Source organism: Paenibacillus sepulcri (assembly GCF_042647105.1).
GTDB lineage: Bacteria > Bacillota > Bacilli > Paenibacillales > Paenibacillaceae > Paenibacillus_Z > Paenibacillus_Z sepulcri.
In genome coordinates, this window is record NZ_JBHRUP010000001.1 from 2,372,249 (window position 1) to 2,394,598 (window position 22,350).

The 22,350-nt window shown below is 48.5% G+C and carries 24 protein-coding genes; 6 read left to right on the top strand and 18 right to left on the bottom strand.

The genetic code is table 11. The features are described 5' to 3' along the window. Positions 1-30: 30 nt before the first annotated feature. Together ACFOLF_RS10495 and ACFOLF_RS10500 are read right to left on the bottom strand one after the other, a co-directional pair. Entirely contained in the window at positions 31-192 is a 162-nt protein-coding gene (locus tag ACFOLF_RS10495; RefSeq protein WP_210038290.1) for a DUF1328 domain-containing protein, read from the bottom strand. A 169-nt stretch (positions 193-361) separates the two neighbouring features. Continuing rightward, a complete protein-coding gene (locus tag ACFOLF_RS10500; RefSeq protein WP_210038289.1) occupies positions 362-1,408 on the bottom strand; it encodes an asparaginase in 1,047 nt (348 codons plus the stop codon). A gap of 234 nt (positions 1,409-1,642) precedes the next feature. On the opposite strand from ACFOLF_RS10500, the gene ACFOLF_RS10505 reads away from it, so the two are divergent. From ACFOLF_RS10505 to ACFOLF_RS10515, 3 genes are all read left to right on the top strand, one after another. Beyond that, the gene (locus tag ACFOLF_RS10505; RefSeq protein ID WP_210038288.1) at positions 1,643-2,092 is read left to right on the top strand and encodes a YtxH domain-containing protein; all 450 of its coding nucleotides are present in this window, start codon (positions 1,643-1,645) and stop codon (positions 2,090-2,092) included. Beyond that, positions 2,040-2,270, top strand: coding sequence for a hypothetical protein (locus ACFOLF_RS10510; RefSeq protein WP_210038287.1), 231 nt, complete (start codon positions 2,040-2,042; stop codon positions 2,268-2,270). The genes ACFOLF_RS10505 and ACFOLF_RS10510 overlap by 53 nt, the downstream gene beginning before the upstream one ends. A 263-nt stretch (positions 2,271-2,533) precedes the next feature. Continuing rightward, positions 2,534-3,763, top strand: coding sequence for an NAD(P)/FAD-dependent oxidoreductase (locus ACFOLF_RS10515; RefSeq protein ID WP_210038286.1), 1,230 nt, complete (start codon positions 2,534-2,536; stop codon positions 3,761-3,763). 65 nt (positions 3,764-3,828) lie between these two features. Here the strand turns inward: ACFOLF_RS10515 and cls are convergent, their stop codons facing one another. After that, a complete protein-coding gene (gene cls / locus ACFOLF_RS10520) occupies positions 3,829-5,256 on the bottom strand; it encodes a cardiolipin synthase (protein WP_210038285.1) in 1,428 nt (475 codons plus the stop codon). Between the two features lie 210 nt (positions 5,257-5,466). Between cls and ACFOLF_RS10525 the strand changes: the two genes are divergently transcribed. Continuing rightward, positions 5,467-5,910 carry a bactofilin family protein gene (locus ACFOLF_RS10525; RefSeq protein ID WP_210038284.1) on the top strand — a complete coding sequence of 148 codons (444 nt, stop codon included), beginning with the start codon at positions 5,467-5,469 and terminating at the stop codon, positions 5,908-5,910. Positions 5,911-6,010: 100 nt separating this feature from the next. Here ACFOLF_RS10525 and ACFOLF_RS10530 read toward each other — a convergent pair whose 3' ends face one another. From ACFOLF_RS10530 to ACFOLF_RS10550, 5 genes are all read right to left on the bottom strand, one after another. Further along, positions 6,011-6,805, bottom strand: a complete 795-nt coding sequence (locus tag ACFOLF_RS10530; RefSeq protein ID WP_210038283.1) for an ABC transporter permease — start codon at positions 6,803-6,805, stop codon at positions 6,011-6,013. Next, entirely contained in the window at positions 6,798-7,727 is a 930-nt protein-coding gene (locus ACFOLF_RS10535; RefSeq protein ID WP_210038282.1) for an ABC transporter ATP-binding protein, read from the bottom strand. The genes ACFOLF_RS10530 and ACFOLF_RS10535 overlap by 8 nt, the downstream gene beginning before the upstream one ends. A gap of 703 nt (positions 7,728-8,430) precedes the next feature. Beyond that, entirely contained in the window at positions 8,431-8,892 is a 462-nt protein-coding gene (locus ACFOLF_RS10540) for a PilZ domain-containing protein (RefSeq protein ID WP_210038281.1), read from the bottom strand. Positions 8,893-9,073: 181 nt separating this feature from the next. Continuing rightward, positions 9,074-9,580, bottom strand: coding sequence for a hypothetical protein (locus tag ACFOLF_RS10545; protein WP_210038280.1), 507 nt, complete (start codon positions 9,578-9,580; stop codon positions 9,074-9,076). A gap of 64 nt (positions 9,581-9,644) precedes the next feature. Next, complete coding sequence (locus tag ACFOLF_RS10550) at positions 9,645-10,610, bottom strand: LCP family glycopolymer transferase (protein WP_210038279.1); 966 nt, start codon at positions 10,608-10,610, stop codon at positions 9,645-9,647. A 320-nt stretch (positions 10,611-10,930) separates the two neighbouring features. Here ACFOLF_RS10550 and cysC point away from each other — a divergent pair, with 320 nt between their 5' ends. Further along, on the top strand, positions 10,931-11,563 hold the full coding sequence (gene cysC / locus ACFOLF_RS10555) for an adenylyl-sulfate kinase (RefSeq protein ID WP_210038278.1): 633 nt from the start codon (positions 10,931-10,933) through the stop codon (positions 11,561-11,563). 110 nt (positions 11,564-11,673) lie between these two features. On the opposite strand, the gene ACFOLF_RS10560 is transcribed toward cysC, so the two are convergent. The 6 genes from ACFOLF_RS10560 to murB all read right to left on the bottom strand — a co-directional run bounded on the left by ACFOLF_RS10560 (position 11,674) and on the right by murB (position 17,838). Next, complete coding sequence (locus ACFOLF_RS10560; protein WP_210038277.1) at positions 11,674-13,473, bottom strand: ABC transporter ATP-binding protein; 1,800 nt, start codon at positions 13,471-13,473, stop codon at positions 11,674-11,676. Further along, on the bottom strand, positions 13,474-13,932 hold the full coding sequence (locus tag ACFOLF_RS10565) for a lasso peptide biosynthesis B2 protein (protein WP_210038546.1): 459 nt from the start codon (positions 13,930-13,932) through the stop codon (positions 13,474-13,476). Between the two features lie 49 nt (positions 13,933-13,981). Next, positions 13,982-14,290 carry a lasso peptide biosynthesis PqqD family chaperone gene (locus ACFOLF_RS10570; RefSeq protein WP_210038276.1) on the bottom strand — a complete coding sequence of 103 codons (309 nt, stop codon included), beginning with the start codon at positions 14,288-14,290 and terminating at the stop codon, positions 13,982-13,984. A 2-nt stretch (positions 14,291-14,292) separates the two neighbouring features. After that, a complete protein-coding gene (locus ACFOLF_RS10575; RefSeq protein WP_210038275.1) occupies positions 14,293-15,234 on the bottom strand; it encodes an aldolase in 942 nt (313 codons plus the stop codon). Positions 15,235-15,456: 222 nt separating this feature from the next. Beyond that, positions 15,457-16,632: a right-handed parallel beta-helix repeat-containing protein gene (locus ACFOLF_RS10580; RefSeq protein WP_379113935.1), complete on the bottom strand. Its 1,176-nt coding sequence runs from the start codon at positions 16,630-16,632 to the stop codon at positions 15,457-15,459. A gap of 324 nt (positions 16,633-16,956) precedes the next feature. Next, positions 16,957-17,838, bottom strand: coding sequence for a UDP-N-acetylmuramate dehydrogenase (murB, locus tag ACFOLF_RS10585; RefSeq protein ID WP_210038274.1), 882 nt, complete (start codon positions 17,836-17,838; stop codon positions 16,957-16,959). A gap of 352 nt (positions 17,839-18,190) precedes the next feature. Here murB and ACFOLF_RS10590 point away from each other — a divergent pair, with 352 nt between their 5' ends. Further along, complete coding sequence (locus ACFOLF_RS10590) at positions 18,191-19,444, top strand: right-handed parallel beta-helix repeat-containing protein (RefSeq protein ID WP_210038273.1); 1,254 nt, start codon at positions 18,191-18,193, stop codon at positions 19,442-19,444. 144 nt (positions 19,445-19,588) lie between these two features. Here the strand turns inward: ACFOLF_RS10590 and ACFOLF_RS10595 are convergent, their stop codons facing one another. From ACFOLF_RS10595 to ACFOLF_RS10610, 4 genes are all read right to left on the bottom strand, one after another. Beyond that, positions 19,589-19,735, bottom strand: a complete 147-nt coding sequence (locus tag ACFOLF_RS10595; RefSeq protein ID WP_210038272.1) for a paeninodin family lasso peptide — start codon at positions 19,733-19,735, stop codon at positions 19,589-19,591. Between the two features lie 197 nt (positions 19,736-19,932). Then, positions 19,933-21,114: a nucleotidyltransferase domain-containing protein gene (locus ACFOLF_RS10600; protein WP_210038271.1), complete on the bottom strand. Its 1,182-nt coding sequence runs from the start codon at positions 21,112-21,114 to the stop codon at positions 19,933-19,935. Between the two features lie 35 nt (positions 21,115-21,149). Beyond that, on the bottom strand, positions 21,150-22,097 hold the full coding sequence (locus ACFOLF_RS10605) for an aldolase (protein WP_210038544.1): 948 nt from the start codon (positions 22,095-22,097) through the stop codon (positions 21,150-21,152). Positions 22,098-22,201: 104 nt separating this feature from the next. Beyond that, positions 22,202-22,345, bottom strand: coding sequence for a paeninodin family lasso peptide (locus tag ACFOLF_RS10610; RefSeq protein WP_210038270.1), 144 nt, complete (start codon positions 22,343-22,345; stop codon positions 22,202-22,204). Positions 22,346-22,350: the final 5 nt, after the last annotated feature.

The window sequence follows — 22,350 nt, forward strand, 5'->3', positions numbered from 1 at the left end:
CCTTTTTCAAAAATGACAAGTATTATGCGTTTAAGCTCTTCTTCTTCCGAAAATAAGCGATACAACAAACAAAATCAGAAATACGATGAAAAGGACTTTAGCGATACTCGCAGCAGCAGCTGCCAGTGTAAAGAATCCAAGTATACCTGCGACAACAGCGATAATGAAGCAAAGAACTGCCCATCCTAACATTGACACTCACCCTTTCTATTCAAAGTGGAATTTGTTATCCCGTCTTCCTATCATGCTTATAAACCAATCCTTTCGGGCATGAAACTTGGCAAGAATATCCACACTTCTCTGAATAGACCGGGCAAATCCTGCTGCGGAATCATCGCTTTATGCATCTTCCCGGATCCCTTTAATGAAACTTCAGGCGCAGACTTGACTCCCGGTGTCCAATCAACTGACCTGCATCATTATACAAATCTGCCGAAAAATGCTGGTTTATCCGCTCCGACAAATCCGCTCCCACATGGAGCTTCTCCAAAACAGAACAGATGATTCCAGGCTGTGAGGCCTCCCCTCCATCCGCCAGCTTCAGTGCTACAGCAATTCCTTGCTGGCGCATGCCGAATACGAATAAGCCCTGGGCACCGCTTTTGGCAATAACCGTCCCGTCGGCGAGCATAATGCTGGCAAGCCGCCCCTCTCCTTCAACCAGGTCGGGCCAGGCATTCATGGCAATCGTAATCCGGTCCGCCGCTGATTTGGTTTCATCGTCCGCCCCGTCCGGGGACAGGGCAGCGAGCCGTGTATACATAAGTGCAAGCCGCCATAAAGGCATAGCGAAGACGGGCAGGCCGCAGCCGTCAACCGCGCGTCCGACCTCTGCAGCCGGCAGATCGGCCATCGCTGCAATGGTCTGCAGCAGCTCCTGCTGCAGCGGGTGCTCCGGATCCGTATAGGATTCCATTGGCCAGCCCCGCAGCTTGCACAAGGCAAGCAGGCCGATATGCTTGCCGGCGCATACATGATACAGCTTCCGGGGCAGACCGCCCTTCCTCGCCCATTCATCACGGATTCGGGGATCCGCGGGTTTGGCTTCGTCAAATACCAGATCAGCTTCCTTGATCCCGGTAAGCTTCAGCATTTGTTCCAACACGGCTATATGTTCGGGCGAACCGCGATGGGACGACGTCATCAGAGCAAGCGCTCTTGTGTCAAAGCCGAATTTCTCCATGACACCCGCCCGTACGGAAGGAATCGCCTGTATAGGCTTGGCGGTGGAGCGGATAAAGGTCCATATATCCGGATCCCCGGCATGCGCCATGATTTTGCCGTCCATGGATACGACAACGACATGTCCGCTGTAAATATCTTCTGCCCGGTCCCCCCGTATGGTTACCTCCAGCGGTTCGCCCAAACCCTGAATGGCCATCTGTTCCGTATTCGGTTTATCTGACATTCAAACTCACACCATCCTTTTTTGCGGCTGTTTTTCATAATCAATAAGAACGTTTAGTACGGTTGGAAATAATGAAGCACATGCTGTCTATAGATACGTTCCCTTATTTTTGGAAAATTATTCATCATCAGGGCAATCGTTTCAAACATCAATCCGTGGTTTATAAGTAGACAAGAAGATAATGGGTGTTACTTGCATCTATTAATTTATGTAAAACGAAGGAGTTGACTTCAAATGGAAAACACGGTTACGAAACAAACGGGTGGAAGTTTGGTCAAAGGCATACTCATCGGCGGTGCCGTTGGTGCCGCAGCTGCTGTGTTATTAACGCCTAAAACAGGTAAAGATATGCGTGAGACAATCCGCCGCAAGTCATCCGAGATTTCGGGCGCCGCCCGGGATCATGCAGTCAACATTGCCGGAGCTACCCGCGACACTGCAGTCAGTCTGGCAGAAGCTGCGCGCGACCGGGCTACCGCCCTGGCAGACCAGGCGAAGGATAAGGCAAGCGATGTGACCATGCGTGTGAACGAGCTTGGCAAAACCACCGCCGATAAAGTGGCGAATGCCGCCGAATCAACGGCTAATGTGTTTCAATCCATGAAAAAAGAAGAAGAGGGAGCGAAACCAAATGGAACAACAACCGGACCAAACGGAGCTGCCCAAGACCGGAGCCAGCCCTGACTCACCCCTTTCCGCCGGTCAGGCGGGCCGAAAATCGGAACCGATCGAGAATGCCCATAACGGGTCGATGGTCCAGGATGAGCAGGATATGAAGCGACTGGGCAATGACATGAAAGGGATGAAGACGAACAGCCAGCTTGAAGAAGAGGGCCTCGTCCCCGACCCCATACAGGAATAGTCAAAAAGTAACGGCTGCCGCTGTCCTTCTGGCGGCGCAGCAAGTTTCTTCCCTTAGAAATATAAGTTAAGTATCGAGACATATTATACTTCTTATATTTCAAGAAGAAACGGCTGCCCGCCGTCCTTTTGGCGGCAAAGTCAGTTGCTTCAAGAAGGAGGGGAATCCCCTCCTTTTTTGCTGCTGACATCCGCTTTTCACCTTGCTCAATCTATGATACATGAACCGGAATTTGGACATAATAGACCTCTGGAGGAATGTGGATGAAAGACTTGTACAATGGCCGGCTTTATTGGCTTGAAACGTTGAACGATATTCGCCGCTATCCGTCTCTGACGGCTAACAAACGCACCTCAGTCGCGATTGTTGGAGGCGGTATGTCCGGGAGTATTTGCGGCTACGTCCTTGCCCAAAGCGGAATTGACGTTTGCATCGTGGAGCGGGGAGAGATTGCCGGGGGCAGCACGGCAGCCAATACCGGCATACTGCAGTTCTGCAATGATGTGATGCTTTCGGAGCTCATCGGGCAGATCGGCCGGCAGGATGCCGTATTGTTCTACAAGGCTTGCCGCGATGCTGTTGTACATATCGGAGAAATCGCCGCCAAGCTTGGAAAGGAAGTGGGCTTTATTCCCCGCAGCAGTCTCTATTATGCCAGCACCGAGCAGGATGTTCCCAAGCTGCGCAAGGAATTTGAGGCACTGCAAGGCAGCGGCTTCGATGTGGAATTCTGGACGGGCGAGGAAATCAGCATCCATTACCCATTCCATAAACCCGCTGCGATCATCACCCGTGGCGATGCCGAAATCAACCCTTGCGGGTTCGTTTACGCCCTGGCCGACGCTGCCGCAGCCGCGGGGGCATCTATTCATGAACATACCGATATTGTGGATCATGCCACTGCCGGGGAAGGCATTCAGCGTCTGACAACCTCAACCGGCATTGTACTGGAAGCGGAGCATGTTATCTATGCGGTCGGCTATGAGCCTGAGGAGTTGCGCGGCCAGCTCGTCAAAGCAGATGTTAACCGCACCTACGCCCTGGCAACGGAGCCTCAGCCCGACCTCTCTGCCTGGAAGGATAATATCTTGATCTGGGAAACGGCCCGCCCTTATTTCTATATGCGAACAACCGCGGAAGGAAGAATTATCGCCGGAGGCCATGACGAGGATAACCCAAAACCACTCAACAGCGAGAGCGAACGCCGCAAGCGCACGGACAAACTGTACGATCGGATCAAGGAGCATTTTCCATTGTTTACAGGCAGACTGGAATATGACTGGACGGCTGTTTTTGGCGAATCAAGAGATAATCTGCCCTTTATCGGCGAAGATCCCAAATGGCCCGGGGTTTATTATTGTCTTGGCTATGGCGGCAACGGAACGGTCTACAGCATGATTGCCGCGAATCTGCTGCTGAATCTGATTCGTGGAGAAGAACATCCGATCAGCCATATTGTTCGTCTGGACCGCCCTTCGCTGGAAAGTGTCTGACCACAAAGTTTCTTTGCAAAGGCTGTTCTGCTCAACCCCGCGGGGCTTGATCGGACGGCCTATTCTTATAACAGCGGGGATAACATACGGGCTACCACCTCACTGCCCTTGCGCCACATGGAGCGCTGCTGGAAGTTTGAGAGATGGATCTCTTCGCTGTCTTTCATATCCGTCATATAATCCGATTCCAAACGTTTAATGATTTTCTCGTCAAACAGCAGGCCATTCAATTCAAAATTGCTGAAGAAGCTGCGCATGTCCATATTGGCCGATCCGACAGAAGCCATAAAGTCGTCTACAATCAGCACTTTGGCATGAATGAAGCCTTTCTTGTAGCGGTAAATCCGTACTCCGGCCGCCAGCATCTCGGACACATACGAGAGGGAAGCGAAGAGAACCAGCTTGGAATCACTGACACCCGGAATGATGATTCGCACGTCGACACCGCTGAGCGCTGCCGTCCGCAGTCCCATCAGCACGCTGTGATCCGGTATGAAATAGGGGGTCGTAATGTAAATCCGCGTCTTCGCTACCGATACGGCGGCAAAGACACATTCCAGAATAGCGTCTTCACTGCTGTCCGGACCGCTGGAGACGATCTGCACCTGCTCCGTCCCCTTGCAGTTATGCTCCGGCAAATAAGCGGAATCAGCCAGGCGCTGCCTGGAAGTGAACCACCAATCCCGCATGAATACATCCTGAAGAAAATATACGGCATCGCCTCTGATCTGCATATGCGTATCGCGCCAAAATCCGAGCCTCAGATTGCTGCCCAAATATTCGTCCCCGATATTGATCCCGCCGAAGAAACCCGTAAGCCCGTCGACCACTACAATTTTGCGGTGATTGCGGTAATTCATCCGTTTCTCGAAAAACGCCAGCCGCGGTGTGAGAAAACAGCGGGTCTCTACCCCCGCCTGCTCAAGCTCCTGCAAATACCGCCCCCCGAGCTCAAGACTCCCCACGCCGTCATAGATGATCCTTACCTCTACGCCCTGCCTCGCCTTGCGGATCAGAATTTCCTTCAGGCGCCGGCCAATGCCATCATCGCGAATCGTATAAAATTCCACATGTATATGGTGACTGGCCTGCTCGATGGCTGCCATAATCGCTTCATAAGCAGCATCCGCATTCGTCAGAACCTGCGTTTCATTACAGCTTGTAATCGGGGACAAGCTCATGCTCTGCAGCAATCGGAACAGTCGCTCCTGATGCATGAACTCCTTATTCTGCATATCCCCGGGACGATGTACGATTTGGCAGCGCATTAATGCCTGCAGTCTTATTTCCTCCGCAATAATGCCTCTCTTGCGCACGGTCCGCCGCCGCTGATATTCTTTGGCTACAAAATAATACATAACAAACCCGATGATAGGCAAAATAAATAATATGAGCAGCCAGGCTATTGTTTTGGAAGGCCGGCGAAATTCCACGATCAGAATAGTCGCAATCTGAAAAATGAAAATAAGAAGTGCAACTACAACCCAAATCATAACTTTCCCCCTGATTTTCTGCTCTTGGCAGATATAGCTTTAGCTTACGCTGCTGGCTGTATACGTTCTTTACAGGCATGTTTTCACGCTTCCGGGAATAAATAAGCTATAGGAACGTTCTAGAAAGCATCATGAATCGACGCCATACTAGACGAAACCCCAGGCAAACGTTCAAATCAGCTGCATGGGGTGAGGGAGGATGGACCGGCCATGTTTAAGGAAAACAAAAAGACGACCGCTAACGATACCCTGATCGGACAAGGAACCTTGATCGAAGGAACCTTGGCCAGCGAGGCCAGCATTCGCATCGAAGGCGAATACCGGGGTGACATCGAGTGCAAGGCCGACATCATTATCGGGGAATGCGGCCTAGCCAGATCGAATATCTCGGCAAAGGATGTTGTTGTAGCCGGCAAAGTGATAGGAGATGTCACAGCAGGAGGCCGGCTGACCATCACCTCTTCCGGTTCGGTGCAGGGAAGCATCCAAGCCTATGCGCTCCTTATCCAGGACGGCGGCATCTTCAGCGGAACCTGCCGCATGGAGCCGGAAAAGGAACGGTCAACACCGAACCAGGCCCTCCGTTCAGCCGAGGCTGATGCGGCCGCGGCCATCAAAGAACAAGCCAAGGAGAAGGCCCGTCAAGCCGGCTGACCTCTCCTGCAGGCGGCAAGAAGCCCCGCTTCCGGCAAGACGGACAGCGGGGCTTCTTATTGGATGTTTTGCCGCCATAGATCGGCTATAGGAGGCCTGTTTATGCAGCTACATCTCTTTTGTTGAATGTCAGCCAGGTGAGCGCCATAAACACGATATAGTAGATGGCCAGAACGCCCAGCGAGAAGCCCAGCGACATACCCTCAGCATTGGGTCCGCTGTTGATATACTGCGTCAGATTCATATGCTGGAACAAAATATAATCGACCCATTTATAATCCAGCATACCCAGCAGCGCACTGATCGAAGCGCCTCCGAGAAGCACGAACAAGGAAAGGCCGATCGCAAGGCCCCCGCTGCGAAATACGGTGGATATCATAAACGACAATGTGACGGTAATGATCAGTGATCCAAATTTGGCCAAATAATACAGCAGCATGTAAGCAAATGGTGATATATCCCTGTTAATCCCGAAAAGAGCCTCAGAGGACTGCGAGGTGTCGTTGCCGAACAACAGAAGATTCAACACAAGCGACAGCACGAACAGGAAAACCGCCATAAACAAACCGAACAGCAGCAGGCTGATATACTTGGAGAGCAAAATTTTGGAGCGGCTCCAGGGACGGATCAGCAGCAGCTTGATCGTACCGCTCGTAAATTCCCCCGCGACGCTATCCGCAGAAACAACGACCGTGAACAGCGTAACGAACATGAAAAGCACATCGGATTCAATCAGAGTCATCGACCAGTTGCCGGGATCACCGTCGCCAACGAATTTTGCGATCACCGATATGGCAATCAGCACGACCGCAATGATGCCGAACATAATCCATGTCCGCATCCGGCGGTAAATTTTCATATTCTCGTTGCTGACCAGCTGTAAGAAGTTAAACAACGCTTTCGCCTCCTGTCATTTCGAGGAATTGCTCTTCCAGCGACTTGTTCAGGACACGAATTCCGTATACATTATGCCCCGCCGATACCAAAGCGGCATTGATCCGGGCAATGGATTCCCTGTCGGCATTTACAAGCACGGCACCCTGTTCAAGCATCGCACCGTTATCCGCAAGCAGTTTGACCGCCTCATCGGGGCGGTCCACGTCGAACAATACTCGATTCAAGTCGCTGGCCAGCGGCACCCCTTGGCGGATGCTTCGTACATCGATCAGCTTGCCCGCTTGAATAATGGCGACACGGTCGCACATCAATTCCATCTCGCTGAGCAGATGACTGGAGACGAATACCGTAATGCCCTCATCTTTGGCCAGCTTGCGCAAATAATCGCGAAGCTCGCGGATACCCGCAGGATCCAGACCGTTAGTAGGCTCGTCCAGAATCAGCAGGGACGGCTTATGCATAATCGCCTGGGCAACGCCCAGACGCTGGCGCATCCCAAGAGAGTAGGTTTTCACCTTATCGTTAATACGGGCTGTAAGGCCGACCAATTCAACAACCTCATCGATGCGCTGCCGGGTAATACCGGGAACCATGCGTGAATAATGCAGCAGGTTCTGGAAACCCGTCAAATATTTATACATCTCCGGATTCTCTACAATGGCGCCGACATGGCGGATGGCCTTCTCGAAATCGGTCCGAACGCTATGACCGCGAATGATCACATCGCCGTCCGTCATCGCCATGAGTCCAACCATCATGCGGATGGTTGTTGTTTTACCGGAGCCGTTGGGCCCCAGAAAGCCAAAGACCTCCGCCGGAGGCAGATCAAGCGTCACATGATCGATTATGGTTCTGCGTCCAATGATCTTGGTTACATTCTTGAGTTGAACGACGGGATCGTTCGGTGTTGGGTTTACCATCTTTTTCCTCCTGTTCACATGAAGCACGAGCTGAAGATGCCTCACATCCCTCTCATTATACTGAACGAAGGAAACGATTGGAAGTTAAGATTAAAGGAAAAAAATAAATGCCTTCCCCGTCAGCGGTTGCCCGCGCCCAGGAAAAGGCATGAAAGCTGCATTGAAATTATAAGGAGACCGCCCAGGAAAAAGGAACTTCCGGCGAGCCGACCGGCTTTTGAAACTCCGGTACATGCGCGTGAACGGGGATATGCAGGATAGAGGCAACCTCTTCTCCATGAATACAATGGGGGATTTCCACAAGTGCTGCTGCGTTTGAACTCTCTTCTTCCTTATAACAGGCTTTACAGCAGCCCAATGGATGCACATTCCGAAAGAATCCTGTCCGAAAGATCATATGTGCTTCTTCGCACGAGTACATAACCTCACAGCTTACACAACAAAATGTGTTCCTTGTTTGCATAAATCCATCTCCTTTTCAGACCCCTATATTATACTTTATGTAGCAAAAATCATTTTTATGTTACATAACGTATCTTATTTTTAGTTCAGATTATGACAAATTCTTCTTTTTGTCAATATTAGCAGCGTTTGCTCTGACGGAAATTGTCGTGTATGCGTTTTCAAAAAGCGAGAATCATGCCTGTCCAAATCGAGCCCAAAAGGGGAACGAAAAGCCATATGGCTTCCCGTTCCCTCTAGTCTAGCTTTTAAGATCTACCATTAAGCCCAGCTGCTCCTTATCCTCGCTCAAGCGGGTATACATTTCATATATCCGGCTTCCATGGGGATTGTGGTCGTTCAATTTCCAGGAAATCGCACGAATCAGCGCACGGCGCATTTTGGGATCAGGCTGAAAGAAAGAACCGTACATGTACTGATTCTCTTCCCGTCCTCTCCATACTACATTTCCATATATATTAAACTCCCATTCATTCAGCTTGATATTGAAACGGATCGTGTAGTCCCCGCTGACTGGAAAGCGAAGATGCGTTTGAAAACGCAGACCTGTAGGGCTGATATCCTTCAACATCACCGGGATGCCTCTTGATTCGAGCTTGTTTCCCTGTACGCCAGCAATGAATACGCTTACCTGAATCCCTTCACGAATCCGCATCCGCATGTGCTGCCTATTCCGGGCAGCCGGTTTATTAACTGTTATCATCCTTTTCACCTTCCTGTTCGGGGGGATGGCGTTCTTATGATTGCGATACATTATGTATCTAGAAAGTTAAAAATATGGGCTCTCTTTCCGGCAATTTGGATCGCTGGCGTTCCCTCTTTCCAATTGCCAAAAACAAAGCCCTCACCCATAATTTATGATACATTAAGTATCAAGTCAATAGCTAATGTGAATTATTTGTGTCCATATCCTTCCGATACGACCACAACAAGGTCCATTGCCCCGAATGATAGGCGGCATAAGTCGGCTGAACGATTTGGAAATTGCCATAGGGACTGTGAAAAACCTCGGTAACGTCAATCTCGTATACCTCGGCAATTGGGTCCGCATCCTCGCTCATTCTCCAGTCTGTTATATGCTTCGGAGTGCCGGTATGAAACTCAAAGGTTTTCACGCCAAAATCCTGCAAAATGATATGCGCCCGTTTCTGGATGTACTCCGATTTGGCAAAGCGCTGCTGCATGAAAGGATGGAACAGCTCCCAAGCGCTCCCGAAGTCGCCTACCTGCTCATATTTATAGAACTGCTCCACCGCAGCAAGCGCTTTGCTCTCTTCGCTTGGCGAGAACATCCGGGCGCTGTTGATCCAGGTCATCCATGCCACGATAATGATCAGGCCGCCCAGCACCAGCTTGAATGCCAGTGGGCCGGTCTTGCGCTTTCCTCGCATTCTTCCATAACCCCCTGTCCCATAAAGCTTATACACTTTATGAGACAAGGACCGCTTTTATACATCATTTAGCCGCTGTCAGCGGAGCTGAAGCGGAACCCGCCTGCAGATGATCCTTGATGACCTGATGAATCCGGTTCTTCTCCGCATCCGGGATGATGTAATACCAGATGCCATCGATCGTTTCGCCCTTGCCCTTGATCTCGACTGAATCGATTTTATCAATATTGGGACGGTAATCCGTTATAAATGTTTTCATTTCCTCGAAGGTTATATTGCTCTTCACGCTGTCGCCCACTTCATTCAGCAAACCCTGCACCTTGACGATATTGGACAGGCTGAGCGAGCTTTTCATACCTTCGGTCAATATTTCCCGCTGCCTTGCATTCCTGCCCAGGTCGCCTCTGGGGTCATCATACCGCATCCTGGAGTAGAGCAGCGCTTCCTTGCCGTTCAGTGACAGCTGGCCCTTGGCAAACTCATGCCCCTGCATGTTGAAGGAATAGGGATTATTGACCGTTACTCCCCCCACCTGGTCAATCAGTCTCTCGAACCCTTCCATATTCACCTTCATATAGTAATCGATCGGATAATCAAGAAAATTTTCCACCGTTTGAATGGCCATATCCACACCTCCGAAGGCATAGGCATGATTGATCTTATCTACCGTCCCGTGTCCGACAATCTCCGTTCTCGTATCGCGGGGAATGTTGAACATGAGGATCGAGTGCTTCGACGGATTGACCGTAAGTACAATCATCGCATCCGAACGGCCCCTGTCATTCTCCCGCTGGTCGACACCCATTACGAGGACATTGAAAGCATCAAGATTATCAAATACAGGCACGATATCGTTCTTGATGTCAGGATCCTTACTGACATAGACCGGTTTGTTCGGTTTTTCATAGATCTTGTCAGCAACCTGATGAACGGAGTGATAGAGATACCAGACGAACCCCCCTCCAATTAACAAAATAGCAAGCACCGAGCTCCCGGTCCAAATCAACATTTTCCTGGTTCGACGTTTCATAGACACACCGCATTTCTCATGGATAAATGAATTCCCCTTGAAACCATAGTTCAAATGACTTAGAGGACTGTTCATCCTTATGTATTATGATACGAATTGTATCACATATATTTCGCATTGTAAAAATCCTTTTTTAGTACCGGCATGGAACTTCAGGTCCGGGTCTTCTCTCTACTAAATGTATATTTTTACCATATATACCTTGCATAAACAGCGGGATTACGTTACATTTAAACTATTAAGTATACAAATTGTATCATGAACAAAGCCTTAATTATTCATTGTTGGAATTTCCGGCATAATCAGGAGGAATTAACGAGATGGAACCAAAAAGCAATCATATTACCTGGCATAATTCCAACCTGAACAGACAGGACCGCTACACCCGAAACGGGCATAAGAGCTGCGCATTATGGTTCACGGGCTTGTCGGGATCGGGCAAGTCCACATTGGCTTTCGCCCTGGAAAAGGCCTTGTTCGCAGAAAATGTCAATTCCTATGTTCTGGACGGCGACAATATCCGACATGGCATTAACCGGGATCTTGGGTTCTCCCAGGAGGACCGCAAAGAGAATATCCGCAGAATTGGCGAGGTATCCAAGCTGTTCGTAGATGCCGGCATGTTCATCATAGCCGCATTCATTTCACCAAGCGAGAAGGACAGGCAGACGGTTCGGGAGATGTTTGAGCCGGAGGCTTTTCTGGAGATATATGTGAAATGCTCTCTGGAGGAATGTGAGCGCAGAGATCCCAAAGGATTGTACCGAAAAGCAAGAGACGGCCAGATCCCCAACTTCACGGGTATAAGCGCCGCTTATGATATTCCGGAAAACCCGCATATCGTTATAGACACCGAGCACTTAACGATCGAGGAATCGACCCGGCAGCTGGTGGAGCATCTCCGCGACAGAAACTACTTTACAACCGGGCAAGCAGCGAACTCCCCGCAATAATTGCGGGGAGTTCTTGTTTTTTGCAGCTTTTGGCGCGGGCGCACTCTGGAAGCCCGGTGACTAAGCGGCGATGCAGCCGTATTTATTTGCGGGCTTTCGGATTTCCTAAACTATTGGCCCGACGTCTGGTACGCCAGCAATCTGCCGAATGTGCCCTTCGTTTCATTAGACAGCTGCTGATAGGCTCCCTGCTGGATGATCCCGCCTTGCTCCAGTACAATCACCTGATCCGCGTTGCGGATGGTCGACAGCCTGTGCGCGATGACAATGATGGTCATGTTCCCCTTCAGCCGGTCCAATGCGCCCTGAATCTTCGCCTCGTTCTCATTGTCCAGTGCGCTTGTCGCTTCATCCAGCACCAGGATGGCCGGTCTGCGCAGTATGGCCCTTGCCAGGACAATACGCTGCCTCTCTCCGCCGGAGAGACGAATGCCGCGGTCGCCGATAACCGTATCCAGTCCCTGGGGCAGCCGGCTTACGAACTCGTCCGATGCCGAGAATCTCAAGGCATCCCAGATCCGCTCCTCGCTCGCATCAGGCTCCACCATGATCAAGTTCTCCCGGATGCTGGCATTGAACAGGAAAGGGTCCTGCGATACATAGCTTACCGAGCTTCTGTAAGAGAAGAGATTATCTGCCGTCAGCGGTACGCCGTCAATCACGACCTGACCCTTCTCCGGTTGAAACAGGCCGATCAAAATATCGATCAATGTGCTTTTTCCCGCACCGGATTTGCCTACAATGGCGGTTGTGCTGTTGGCTGGAATATGCAAATTAATATTTTCAAGCGCATAATCCGAATGACTGGAATCGTACCGGAAATATACCTGACGGCAGCTGATTCCCTCTTTGATGGAAAATGGGCGTATCTGCGCGTCGCGTTCCGCAAGCGCCATCTCCTGGAACTCCCTGCATTCGCGCTGCAGATCCGTCAAGCCCTTGAAGGCCGGAAGGGTCGATACGATTTGCTCCAGATTCGCCTGGATTGTCGTGAACCTTGGCCATAAGCGGGAAAAAATCAGAATGATCAGCATCAGCTGCTCCGCTCTGACATGCAAAACCTCAAAGGAAAGAAAAATAAACAATACGATTAATACTGCCGATGACGCTCTGTAGAGCAGCTGGCTGTTGGATTGCATCCGGACAAACTGCACAATATTTTGCTCCATCCGCCCGCATAAGGCGCGGAACCAGTTCAAATTGGTTTTCTCCAGCATATTGCTCTTGATGTCCTTGATCCCGTTAAAATGATCGGCAACGCCGGCGAAGTAGCTTTGCGATAATTCCGATGTCCGGTCCCCCAGCACCTTCGCGCCTTTGACGAATCTCCGGGAAAACAGCACAAAGCCGATGCCGCAGATCATGACCAGAGCGGTCAGCTTCGCGGAGAGCCAGAAGGCAAAGGCAATTTGGATCACTGTAAAAATCAGCGAAGTCAGCAGCATCATCGTTTGCACCGTGCCCTGACTGACTCGCGCAAGCTCCGAGGTGAGCACATGATTGAAGTCAGATCTTCTTTTCTTCACAAAAAAGCTCCATCTGGATTCAAGCAAGGCTTGATAAATATCCAGTCTCAGGAGACGAATGAAGCCCTGCTGAATCTCGCTGCTCCGAATGGATTGATATTTCTGCATAACAGCCTGGCCGATGATCAGCACCGCATAAACCGACAAAATAACAAGCAAATTCCACTTCTCCGGAATCCAGCGGATAAAGTCAAAAAAACCGGAAATAAACGGAATGCTGCCGGTGCCGCCGCTAAATACGCCGATCAGGCTGAGCATGGGAATCAATAGATAGATGCCAACGCCTTCCAGGCAGCTGATAATGACGGAGCTGATCAAATTGATGTACAGTTTTTTCCCGGCATAATCGCGAAGCCTTTTGACATAAAAAAGGAGCTCCTTCATTTAATCACCACCACTCCATATACGGCTTTGGCTATGCTCTGATTGCTGAAACTGTTTTCCAAATATAGCCACAACAGTATACTTCTTGATTTCATCCGCGCCTGTCAGATAAATCGCGCCGCTTCTGAGCCAGGCATGGGCGATCATTTTTCCGGAAGCATCCCTTGCTGTTCCCATGTAGAGCGTACTTTCAATCTGCCGCCGCCCCAGCATTTTCATCCCCGCTATGGCCATGACCAGGCATTTGCTCTCCCAGAAGGTGTGACGGCTGACCATATGGATCGCCCGGGCCACATCAGCCAGCAGAGGTTCGTTGGATCGTATGCGGGTGTAGGTTGTCTCCTCCATCTGCTTGCCGAGGGAGGGGGCAAGTCTGGAAAAGGGCAGCGCCTTCAGAATGCGTGCCCAACCTAAATAAAAGAAAGCCTCCAGCAGCAGCATCCTCAGCTCCGGACGCATGGAAAGAAACTTCTTCGCTATTCTCCACAAGGTTGATGATCCTCTCCCATCAGATTTTGGCGCCAGACTCTTCCTCGACGCGAATCAAATCCTCTCCGCGCAGCTGCTCCAGAAAGGCAAGCACCTGTCTTTGACATTCCGATTCTTCAATATCGTATTCAGCCGTCAATATCGCAATGATGTCCGTACCTGCGGTCGGAGTCCCGATAATGTCCCAAATCCTTCCGCCTACTTGACCCAGATTATAATATTTGCCCGTTTTGACGCTCATCATCACTTTCTCTCCGTCCATATCGCTGGCCAGATTGCCTTCCACCTGGGAATAACGCTTATTCAAGATTGCGGTTGATTGATCCATGCTCATCTGCTCCTTTTTTCAATCATATTTGTAATGGAGGAAACCAGTTCCTGTGCGCTGAATCCGGCCGATGGCGATGCAGAGCGGTGCAGCCTGTACATCCCGGCCTGCCTGATGATGCCGCACGATACATCAAAATGCCACGGCATCAAGCCCAGCAAGGGAACAAGAAAATTCCGGTATGTATGCAAATTGAGAATGGCGTACCGTTCGAGCTTCACGACAGGCTGGATCGATGACCGCTCCTCGTCCACCGGCAGCAGTTCGAACACACCTGCAAGCGGAATGGAATCGGCACAAAACCGGGAAGAAACGGGAACGGCATATTTGTCTGCTTCATAATGAAGCGAAGTGTATTTCCTGGCTTCCATGCCGAGGTTCTCGATGCTTTCCTGCCACAGCTTCTGCTGGGGATAGGAAGGAATGACTGAAGCAGTGCCTGTATCCTCCGATATGGATACCGCGATCACATCATCGCTCAGCAGCTCATACCCTTGGCTGACAAATGCCGCTGCCAGCGTCGATTTGCCCGCTCCCGATTCCCCTATAAAAGCATAGGCCTTCCCTTCGATAACGACGGCGCTGCCATGAAGCGGCAGAATATGACGCTGCATCAGCAGCGCCCCCATGCAGGTGCCGAGCAGATAAAGACGAATCATGTTAAAGGGCGCATCCGGAAAAGGGGATACAATAATCCGCTTTCCTTCTTGAACGGCAAAAATAACGGTATGGGGAATATGAAACAACACCTGTTTGTCCACAACGGCATAATAGCTGGTATGAGGTCCTGCCTGCTCCCAGTCCTTCGACAGATCCCCGATCACAATTTCAATCTCCGGCTGCTCCTGTCCGCTCAACGGTATTAATTCCGGCAGCGGAATTTCACTGGATATCGTCAGACCAAAAGCTTTGTAGACGGTTCTCTTCTCCGTAGTCGAAATCATTTAGCCTCACCTTTACTGGAAGATTCCTATAACTCACTTATTGTATGAAAAACATATTGCTACTAATTGTATCTATTATACCTAATTAGATACGAATTGTAACCCCCTAATTTTAATTCTCATTGTTGGTTCTTTGTCATAAAAAATAAAGAGGCTGTCCAATGTCATTTTCATGACTTTGGACAACCCCTCATTGAAGGCTATTTCCATAAAACAATTTTATTATTTACTTTTTTTCACAAATATATTGTCGACATATTTGTTTTTATTAAACTCCAGATTATTCTTCAGCTGTAAGCCGCCGGCTATTATCAAGGTCCCCTCGTCCACCGTGTTTTCTTGAATCTGATGTCCGCTTCCCACCATAATGTAGATGCCTGCCGTATTAGCGCCTTTGCGGGAATTGACTGCCATATTTTTAATGATTTTAATATTGTTGCTGATTGCCCGGCCATTTGAGCCCGGATCTCCGGCACGAATGGTAATATTATATTGATTGTTGTATACCGTATTACTTTCGATTGAATTGGAGTCCGATCCGTTCTTAATATCAATTCCGTAATAAAAACCCGTAACCACATTATTTTTAATCAACGTCTCTTTTTCCTTTTCGAGTGTAATTCCTTGTTGATTTAACACTCCTGGCCTGTTTTCTTCAATCGTAGAGTTAATGACGGTATTATTAGCCCCCCCGCCAAACAGCGACAAATGGCCGTCACCTGAATTTCGGATTGTACAGGAATCGATTAAGGAGTATTTGGATGCGAGGTTAATGATTCCCGACCCCTTATTAAACTCAGTAGTCACATTTCTTACTGTACTGTATTCCGATTTATAGACATTGATTCCCTGCGAGAAGTTCGTGAGGGACATGTTTTCGATAGAGCAGTGATCACATTCTTGGACCAGCACACCTACTCTCGATGTATAAATGCCGGATGTAGGCAGCGTATCTCCTTTTAAAATCCCGCCTTTCAGCGCTACATCATTGGTCTTGTAGATCCAGAAAACACCGTACTCATTTTGAGTTTTAGTCTGAAAGGTCGCACCTTCCATAACGATTGTCACAGGTTTTGTTATTTTTAAGGCAGAATAGCTGACTCCATAATCCGTCACAGCCTTGTTTGCAATATTTTTGCTCACCTTATAGGTGCCTGGAGGAATGACGATGGTATCTCCTTTACCCGCATCATCTATCGCTGCCTGGATTGCATTCGTGTCATCATGAATACCATCACCTTTGGCATTAAAATCAGTCTTCACATTCCATGTAGCCACATTCTGAAGGACTGGATTCGCAGGGTTTGACAAGTACATATAAGCGCTGAGGCTTGCTGCACACACTACGATAAAAGCAATATACCAGCGCATGGACCATAATCGCGCTTTATTGCTCACGTTATCCCCCCCTCCATCGTAAATCACAAGATGCCTCTCAATGGTCGACTGCATAATCATAACCCCCAGATAGTAGTTCTTGATGTAGTTATAATCGACATGTATCGCCTTATTTTTTACAGCGATTATGAAAATGCATCAAAAGAATCATGAATCATGTTCCTTTGAACCTTTGATGGCATCTTTCAACCTGTACATGTTCGGTTATAGGGATTATGAAAGAGAGAAGGGACATCATCTCTAGACAAGAGACATGTCCCTGAACTTGCGACAGTATTTCAAGACAATCTTCTTGGCTTATTTAAACCGGAGCGGCTCTAAGCGCTATACAAAAATGACTTCCCGTTCCATCTCGATTCCTAATTGGCCGGCAACCGTATCTTTCATGATAGCGATTAGGCTCTTTACATCTTGCGATCTGGCATTGCCCAGATTAATGATCCAGTTGCCGTGTACAGGACTGATTTCCACATCTCCGATCCGATGCCCTTTTAAGCCTACTGCCTCGATGCATTTCCCGGGATGCGGGCCGTTTGCCGGGCTTTTGAAAGTACTTCCAACGGTTGCAACATTCATCGGAAATTTCTTTTTTCTCACATTTGCGATTTCTCTGGTAGCAAGCAGCAGATTGCTTCGGTCTGTTTCATATTCGATATTAAACTTGGCGCTTAAGATAATGGAATTGGTTCCTGTAAATCCGCTGGACCGGAAAGACAGTTGGCATTCCTCCGCCGTTTTGGTCAGACAATTCCCCTCATCATCCAAATAGGTAACGGATTGCAGAACGTCAGACAACTCCCTACCGGAACTGCCGGCATTCATCATAACAGCTCCTCCGACAGTGCCAGGGATGCTCACCATAAATTCAAAGCCTTTGATGCCCTCCTTGGCCATTGTAAAGGCTATGTTAGGCAAAGTGACTCCAGCCTCTGCATAGAGGCAGTCTTGCTCAATTCTCATCTGGCCAAGCCGTTTGCCGATATGCAGCACAACACCGTCAAACCCTTCGTCGTCGACAATAATATTCGAACCGTTGCCCATCACTAGCAGGCGCATGCCCCGGTCCCTGCTTATCTTCGTTGCCAGTTGAAGTTCTTCAATGTTCTGGGGTACGATATAATACTTGCATGCCCCCCCTACAGCCATTGTCGTAATTGTTTTCATGGAAAAGTTTTCCTCAACCCTGCATGACAATCGTTGAAACATAATCTCAACTCCTATATAAGTATATTTTTAACTCTGAATGGTTTTATCCTAATTTCTTCTGGACTTTAAAAATGATACAATTAGTATCATAATGATTATATGTTACAATTAGTATCACGTCAATCCGGATGGGCAGTTGTGTTTAAATTCGACAAATTATTTTATAATGTTCTGGTGATTTACAAATAATGATACATAATGTATCTTTATTTATGTAGTGTTTGTTTATCCATCAATAGAATATGGAAGGAGATGATACCAAAAAAGCGGAATACGTCCATTATTGATGGTGGATAATAACGTTTATTTTATGTAATGGACAAGTCATCTAATTTATTGGAGGTTAGCGAATTTGAAAAGTAATCGCTTCTTAATGAGGATCAATCTACTTTCCGGGTTTCCCGCCGTTGTCATAAATACTCTCCCTGACTCAATTGTATTAGAAAGGAGGGTGCTTCAGGCAAAAAGAAAAGCAGCTCTTTTATATCTTTTCCTGCTTGCTATCGTCTGCATGCCACTTATCGCTAACTCACTCGGCACCAACCTGACGTCCCCTCCCCTCCATACTAATCCGTCTGCGAATGATTCGAATCTAGCAGCATCAGCAGAACCTGTCAGAAACGATACCCCTAAGATTCAAAGAATGATCGACCAGGCACCAAGCGGAGGCAAAATCGTAATACCGCCGGGAGTTTATTATATAAATAAAAATCCGGAGCATGTGGTCTATACGGATTACGGGAAAAGTTACTCCGCTCTGAAGATCAGCAAACCTATTACAATCATAATGAATGACGTCATATTCAGAACAAAAACAAATGATGCATACGGGGTTTTCTGGATATTTGAAACATCTGATGTGCACTTGAAGGGTGGAAGATTTACAGGGGACGCACTGCCAACGGATGGCTCTTATGCATCCAGAATTGCCGTACTCGTCCAAGAAAGCGAAGATTGTTTGATTGAAAATATGACCATGAAAAATTTCTCGCAAGGCGTCAATTTATACAAGTCAAACAAAAGCACAGTCAGGCATGTCGTGACTGAATATAACAAAGGTTCCGGCATTATCAGTATTCGATCCAAGAACTCCATCATCAGCTCCAATACAATAAGCAATTCCGGTGACGGCCATCTTTCGCTATATGGCGGAGGAGAATACAATACAGTTTCCAATAATACGGTTTCCGAGAATCGTGCTGGCAAGAGCGATCAGCAAGGAATAACGCTGGAAGCGGAAAAGTATAGTATGATTAAAGGAAATACGGTGACAGGCTTTTACTATGGCATCGATATTAAAAATGATTCCAGATACTGCAATATTACACAGAATACAGCCACGAATAACCGATATAACATCGCTCTAAGGTTGGGAGATCCCAACAGCAAACAGCTGCCTAGCCATAACATCATTATTTTCAAAAACAACGCGATGGATCCCCGTAAAGGTGGACCGAACGCCGGCATCTACGTTTCCTATGCGGGAGGCGGACATATTATACAAGGCAATACAACCAACATAGGCAAGCTGATTTATGGCAGTACAGTTATTGAAGAAGATATGCGAAACAAATTCGTTAATTTCGCATCCAATATCTTGAAATAAATCAAACAGTGGTCCTTACAGCCAAATAAAAGAGCGCCCGATCAACAATCCGGCGCTCTTTTATTTGCGTACAAGCAAATAAGCATGAAAAAATGCCCCTATACACAAAGGTATAGGGGACTTGGCCTTGCAGTTAAGTACGAATTAAGAGACCGGAGGCGTATCGGTAATATCAAGGTCACTTGGAGATACGGAGTCGATGTACTTCGAACCTTTACCCTCGAGCGTTCTGCTCACTTGCAATGTTTCCAGGGTTGGTTGTTCCCAGACATTCTTCACTTGTTGTTCCATGTTATCACCTCCTTTCATTAGCGATTTATCCGTTTGCATGCGGCTGATGGTCGCTCTCTATTTGGGATGTGATTCTATAAGTGAAATCAGACTTTCCTCCAGTCTTGACAGGAGCGGCTCTTGATTGGCCTTAATAAAGCCTGATTGATCTTCCAATGCTGCGATTCAGGTTGGGTGAGTGGAGCGAGCCTCGCTTCTTATGGCGACGTCTGCTGTCTCATCCTTCGCCAGCACCACAGGAACGGCCGCAAGGGGAAATAGAGCAGATGCAGCTGTTTGGGCAAAGGCAAGGTTTCAAGATCCCGGTTGTTGGGATACATCAGACTGACAATCAAATACCATTTTTGCGGCATGGATCTTAAGGAGAACAAATATTTCCGGTAATAAATGTCCAGATCTTTGGGGACCGGGGACAATGTAATCATATCCTTCATAAAAACTATTGCTCCCTGTGCGAGCCTGCTTGAATGCAGACCGGCCGTGAGGGGCTTCATCTCCATCGTAATCGGCGTGTGGAACAGCTCTGCAGCTAATAGAAGTGCCTGTCCTCCCACTTGTATGGAATCATGTCTCATCATAATACGGAGGACATTGGACCAATCCAGCTCTTGCCGGACCATATGATCGATGTCTGCCAGCCAGCGCAGTCGGAACCAGCCGTGACGCGCGCCATGCAGGGCAAGAAAGAAAAACAGATCTTCATTACCTAATGTGTAAGCAAAGGGTCCGGCCTGAGAGCTCGCTCTTCTTCGTTCCCACAATTCATCAAAGGAAGGTTCCTTTCCCTTGTCGGGATTCAATCTCCAGTGCAGCTCGATCTGGATTTTGCTATCCGGATGGGTATAGGAGATATGATGAACTCTCCACTTCCAGTCACTGAGAACCCGCACTTCATCGCTGTCCAGAACGAACCCGCTTTGAAGCAAAAGCTGTTCGGCCTTCTCCACATCCTGCAGCGGCACAAGAATATCCAGATCCTTGCAGGTCCGAAGAGAGAGATCGCCATAAAGGATTTCCGATAAAACCGGTCCTTTCAGCATCAGGGAGCGGACATGCTCCTCATGGAACAGGGCGCAAACCTTATTCATTTCAGCTGTCAAATGAAGCATTTTGAATACATTGCCGGTATAGTCATGCTGCAGCGCATCCACAACCTCGGCAGGAAGCCACTGCCTATCCATCCTTTTGGTCTGAAGATAAACAGTCGGATACACACGATGATGCCTCACCAATTGGATGAATTTCTCCCAATCCACAGGTCCGGCATTTTGGAGCAGGCTTTCCTGCAGCTCCGGATCGGGATCAGCACCGGCGAATGAAAGCATAAGCATGAATTCTTTTGAAAATACACTTAAATCCAGCTTGGATGTTTTATTCATAACAAATGCTCCTTTGATCTTACGCCGCAGTCAGGTTAAATGTCATTGGCGAATTCCAACTTGCGGCTGACAAGCTGAATAATATGAGATGCCAATTCATGAGCGGTAAACCCGGCTGTAGGTCGGCGCAGCTGGAAGACTTCACAATGCTTGGCGATGCTTGCCGTGCCTGCAAAATGCCATTGCTCCAAATGCAGAAGCGAGATGAAATAACTGCGGTATGTATGAAGCAGCAGCAAGGGGAGGCGGTTCAGCATCTTAACGGGCTGAATATCCCAGGTTGCGCCTTCTGTCTTCACAAGTTCAAATACACCGCCCAATGGTACAGGTTCCGCATAAAATTTGGCGGCAACCGGTACCGCAAACTTGGTCACTTCCTCATAAAGCGGCACGAATCCGCTGGATTCCATTCCCAGCTGGTCGATGCTTTCCTGCCATAATTTCTGCTGCGGATAAGCCGGAATAACGGTCGGTCCGCTTGCCTCGGCCAACGAGACTGCTATGACATCATCTGTCAGCAGCGGATAGCCTTGGCTGAGAAAGGCGGCAGCCAGCGTTGATTTGCCAGCTCCTGAATCGCCTACAAAAGCGTATGCCTTGCCTTCTATGACCACTGCGCTCCCATGCAGAGGCAGCAGATTCCGTTGGAACAGCAGCGCTCCCATGCAGGATCCCAGCAAATAGACGCGTATCTTTTTCTGATCCGCATCAGGCATAGGAGATACAACCACTTTGCGGCCTTCTTGAATGCTGTAGACAGCCGTGCCCGGAATGTAGAAAAGCACACGCCCATCCTCGAAGATACAGAAATGGCGATCCATGGCTCGACCCTCATTCCATATAAAGGACAAATCGCCTTGTACAATTTCAACATCGATGTTTTCTGTCCGATTCGTGGAACGGATCAACTCAGGCAGCGGGATTTCACTGGTTAACCGCATACCGAAGGCTGTATAGATCGTCTTCTCGGCTGTAACCATGATCATCACCCTTCAAGGCTGGAATAAATCCTATACTTTCACGCGTATGTCAACAAGGGGCCCTTAGTCCATGGACGGCAAGAATAAGGGCCATGGGATGTTTTTCCTTAGGAAGGATCGTAGATGTCGCTGTCGGACGGGGTAACGATATCGATTATTTTTGTACCCTTGCCTTCCATCGTCAGCTTCACTTCAAGGACTTCAAGACTTGGTTCCTGCCATGATTTCTTCACATGGTTTTCCAATGCCATCACCC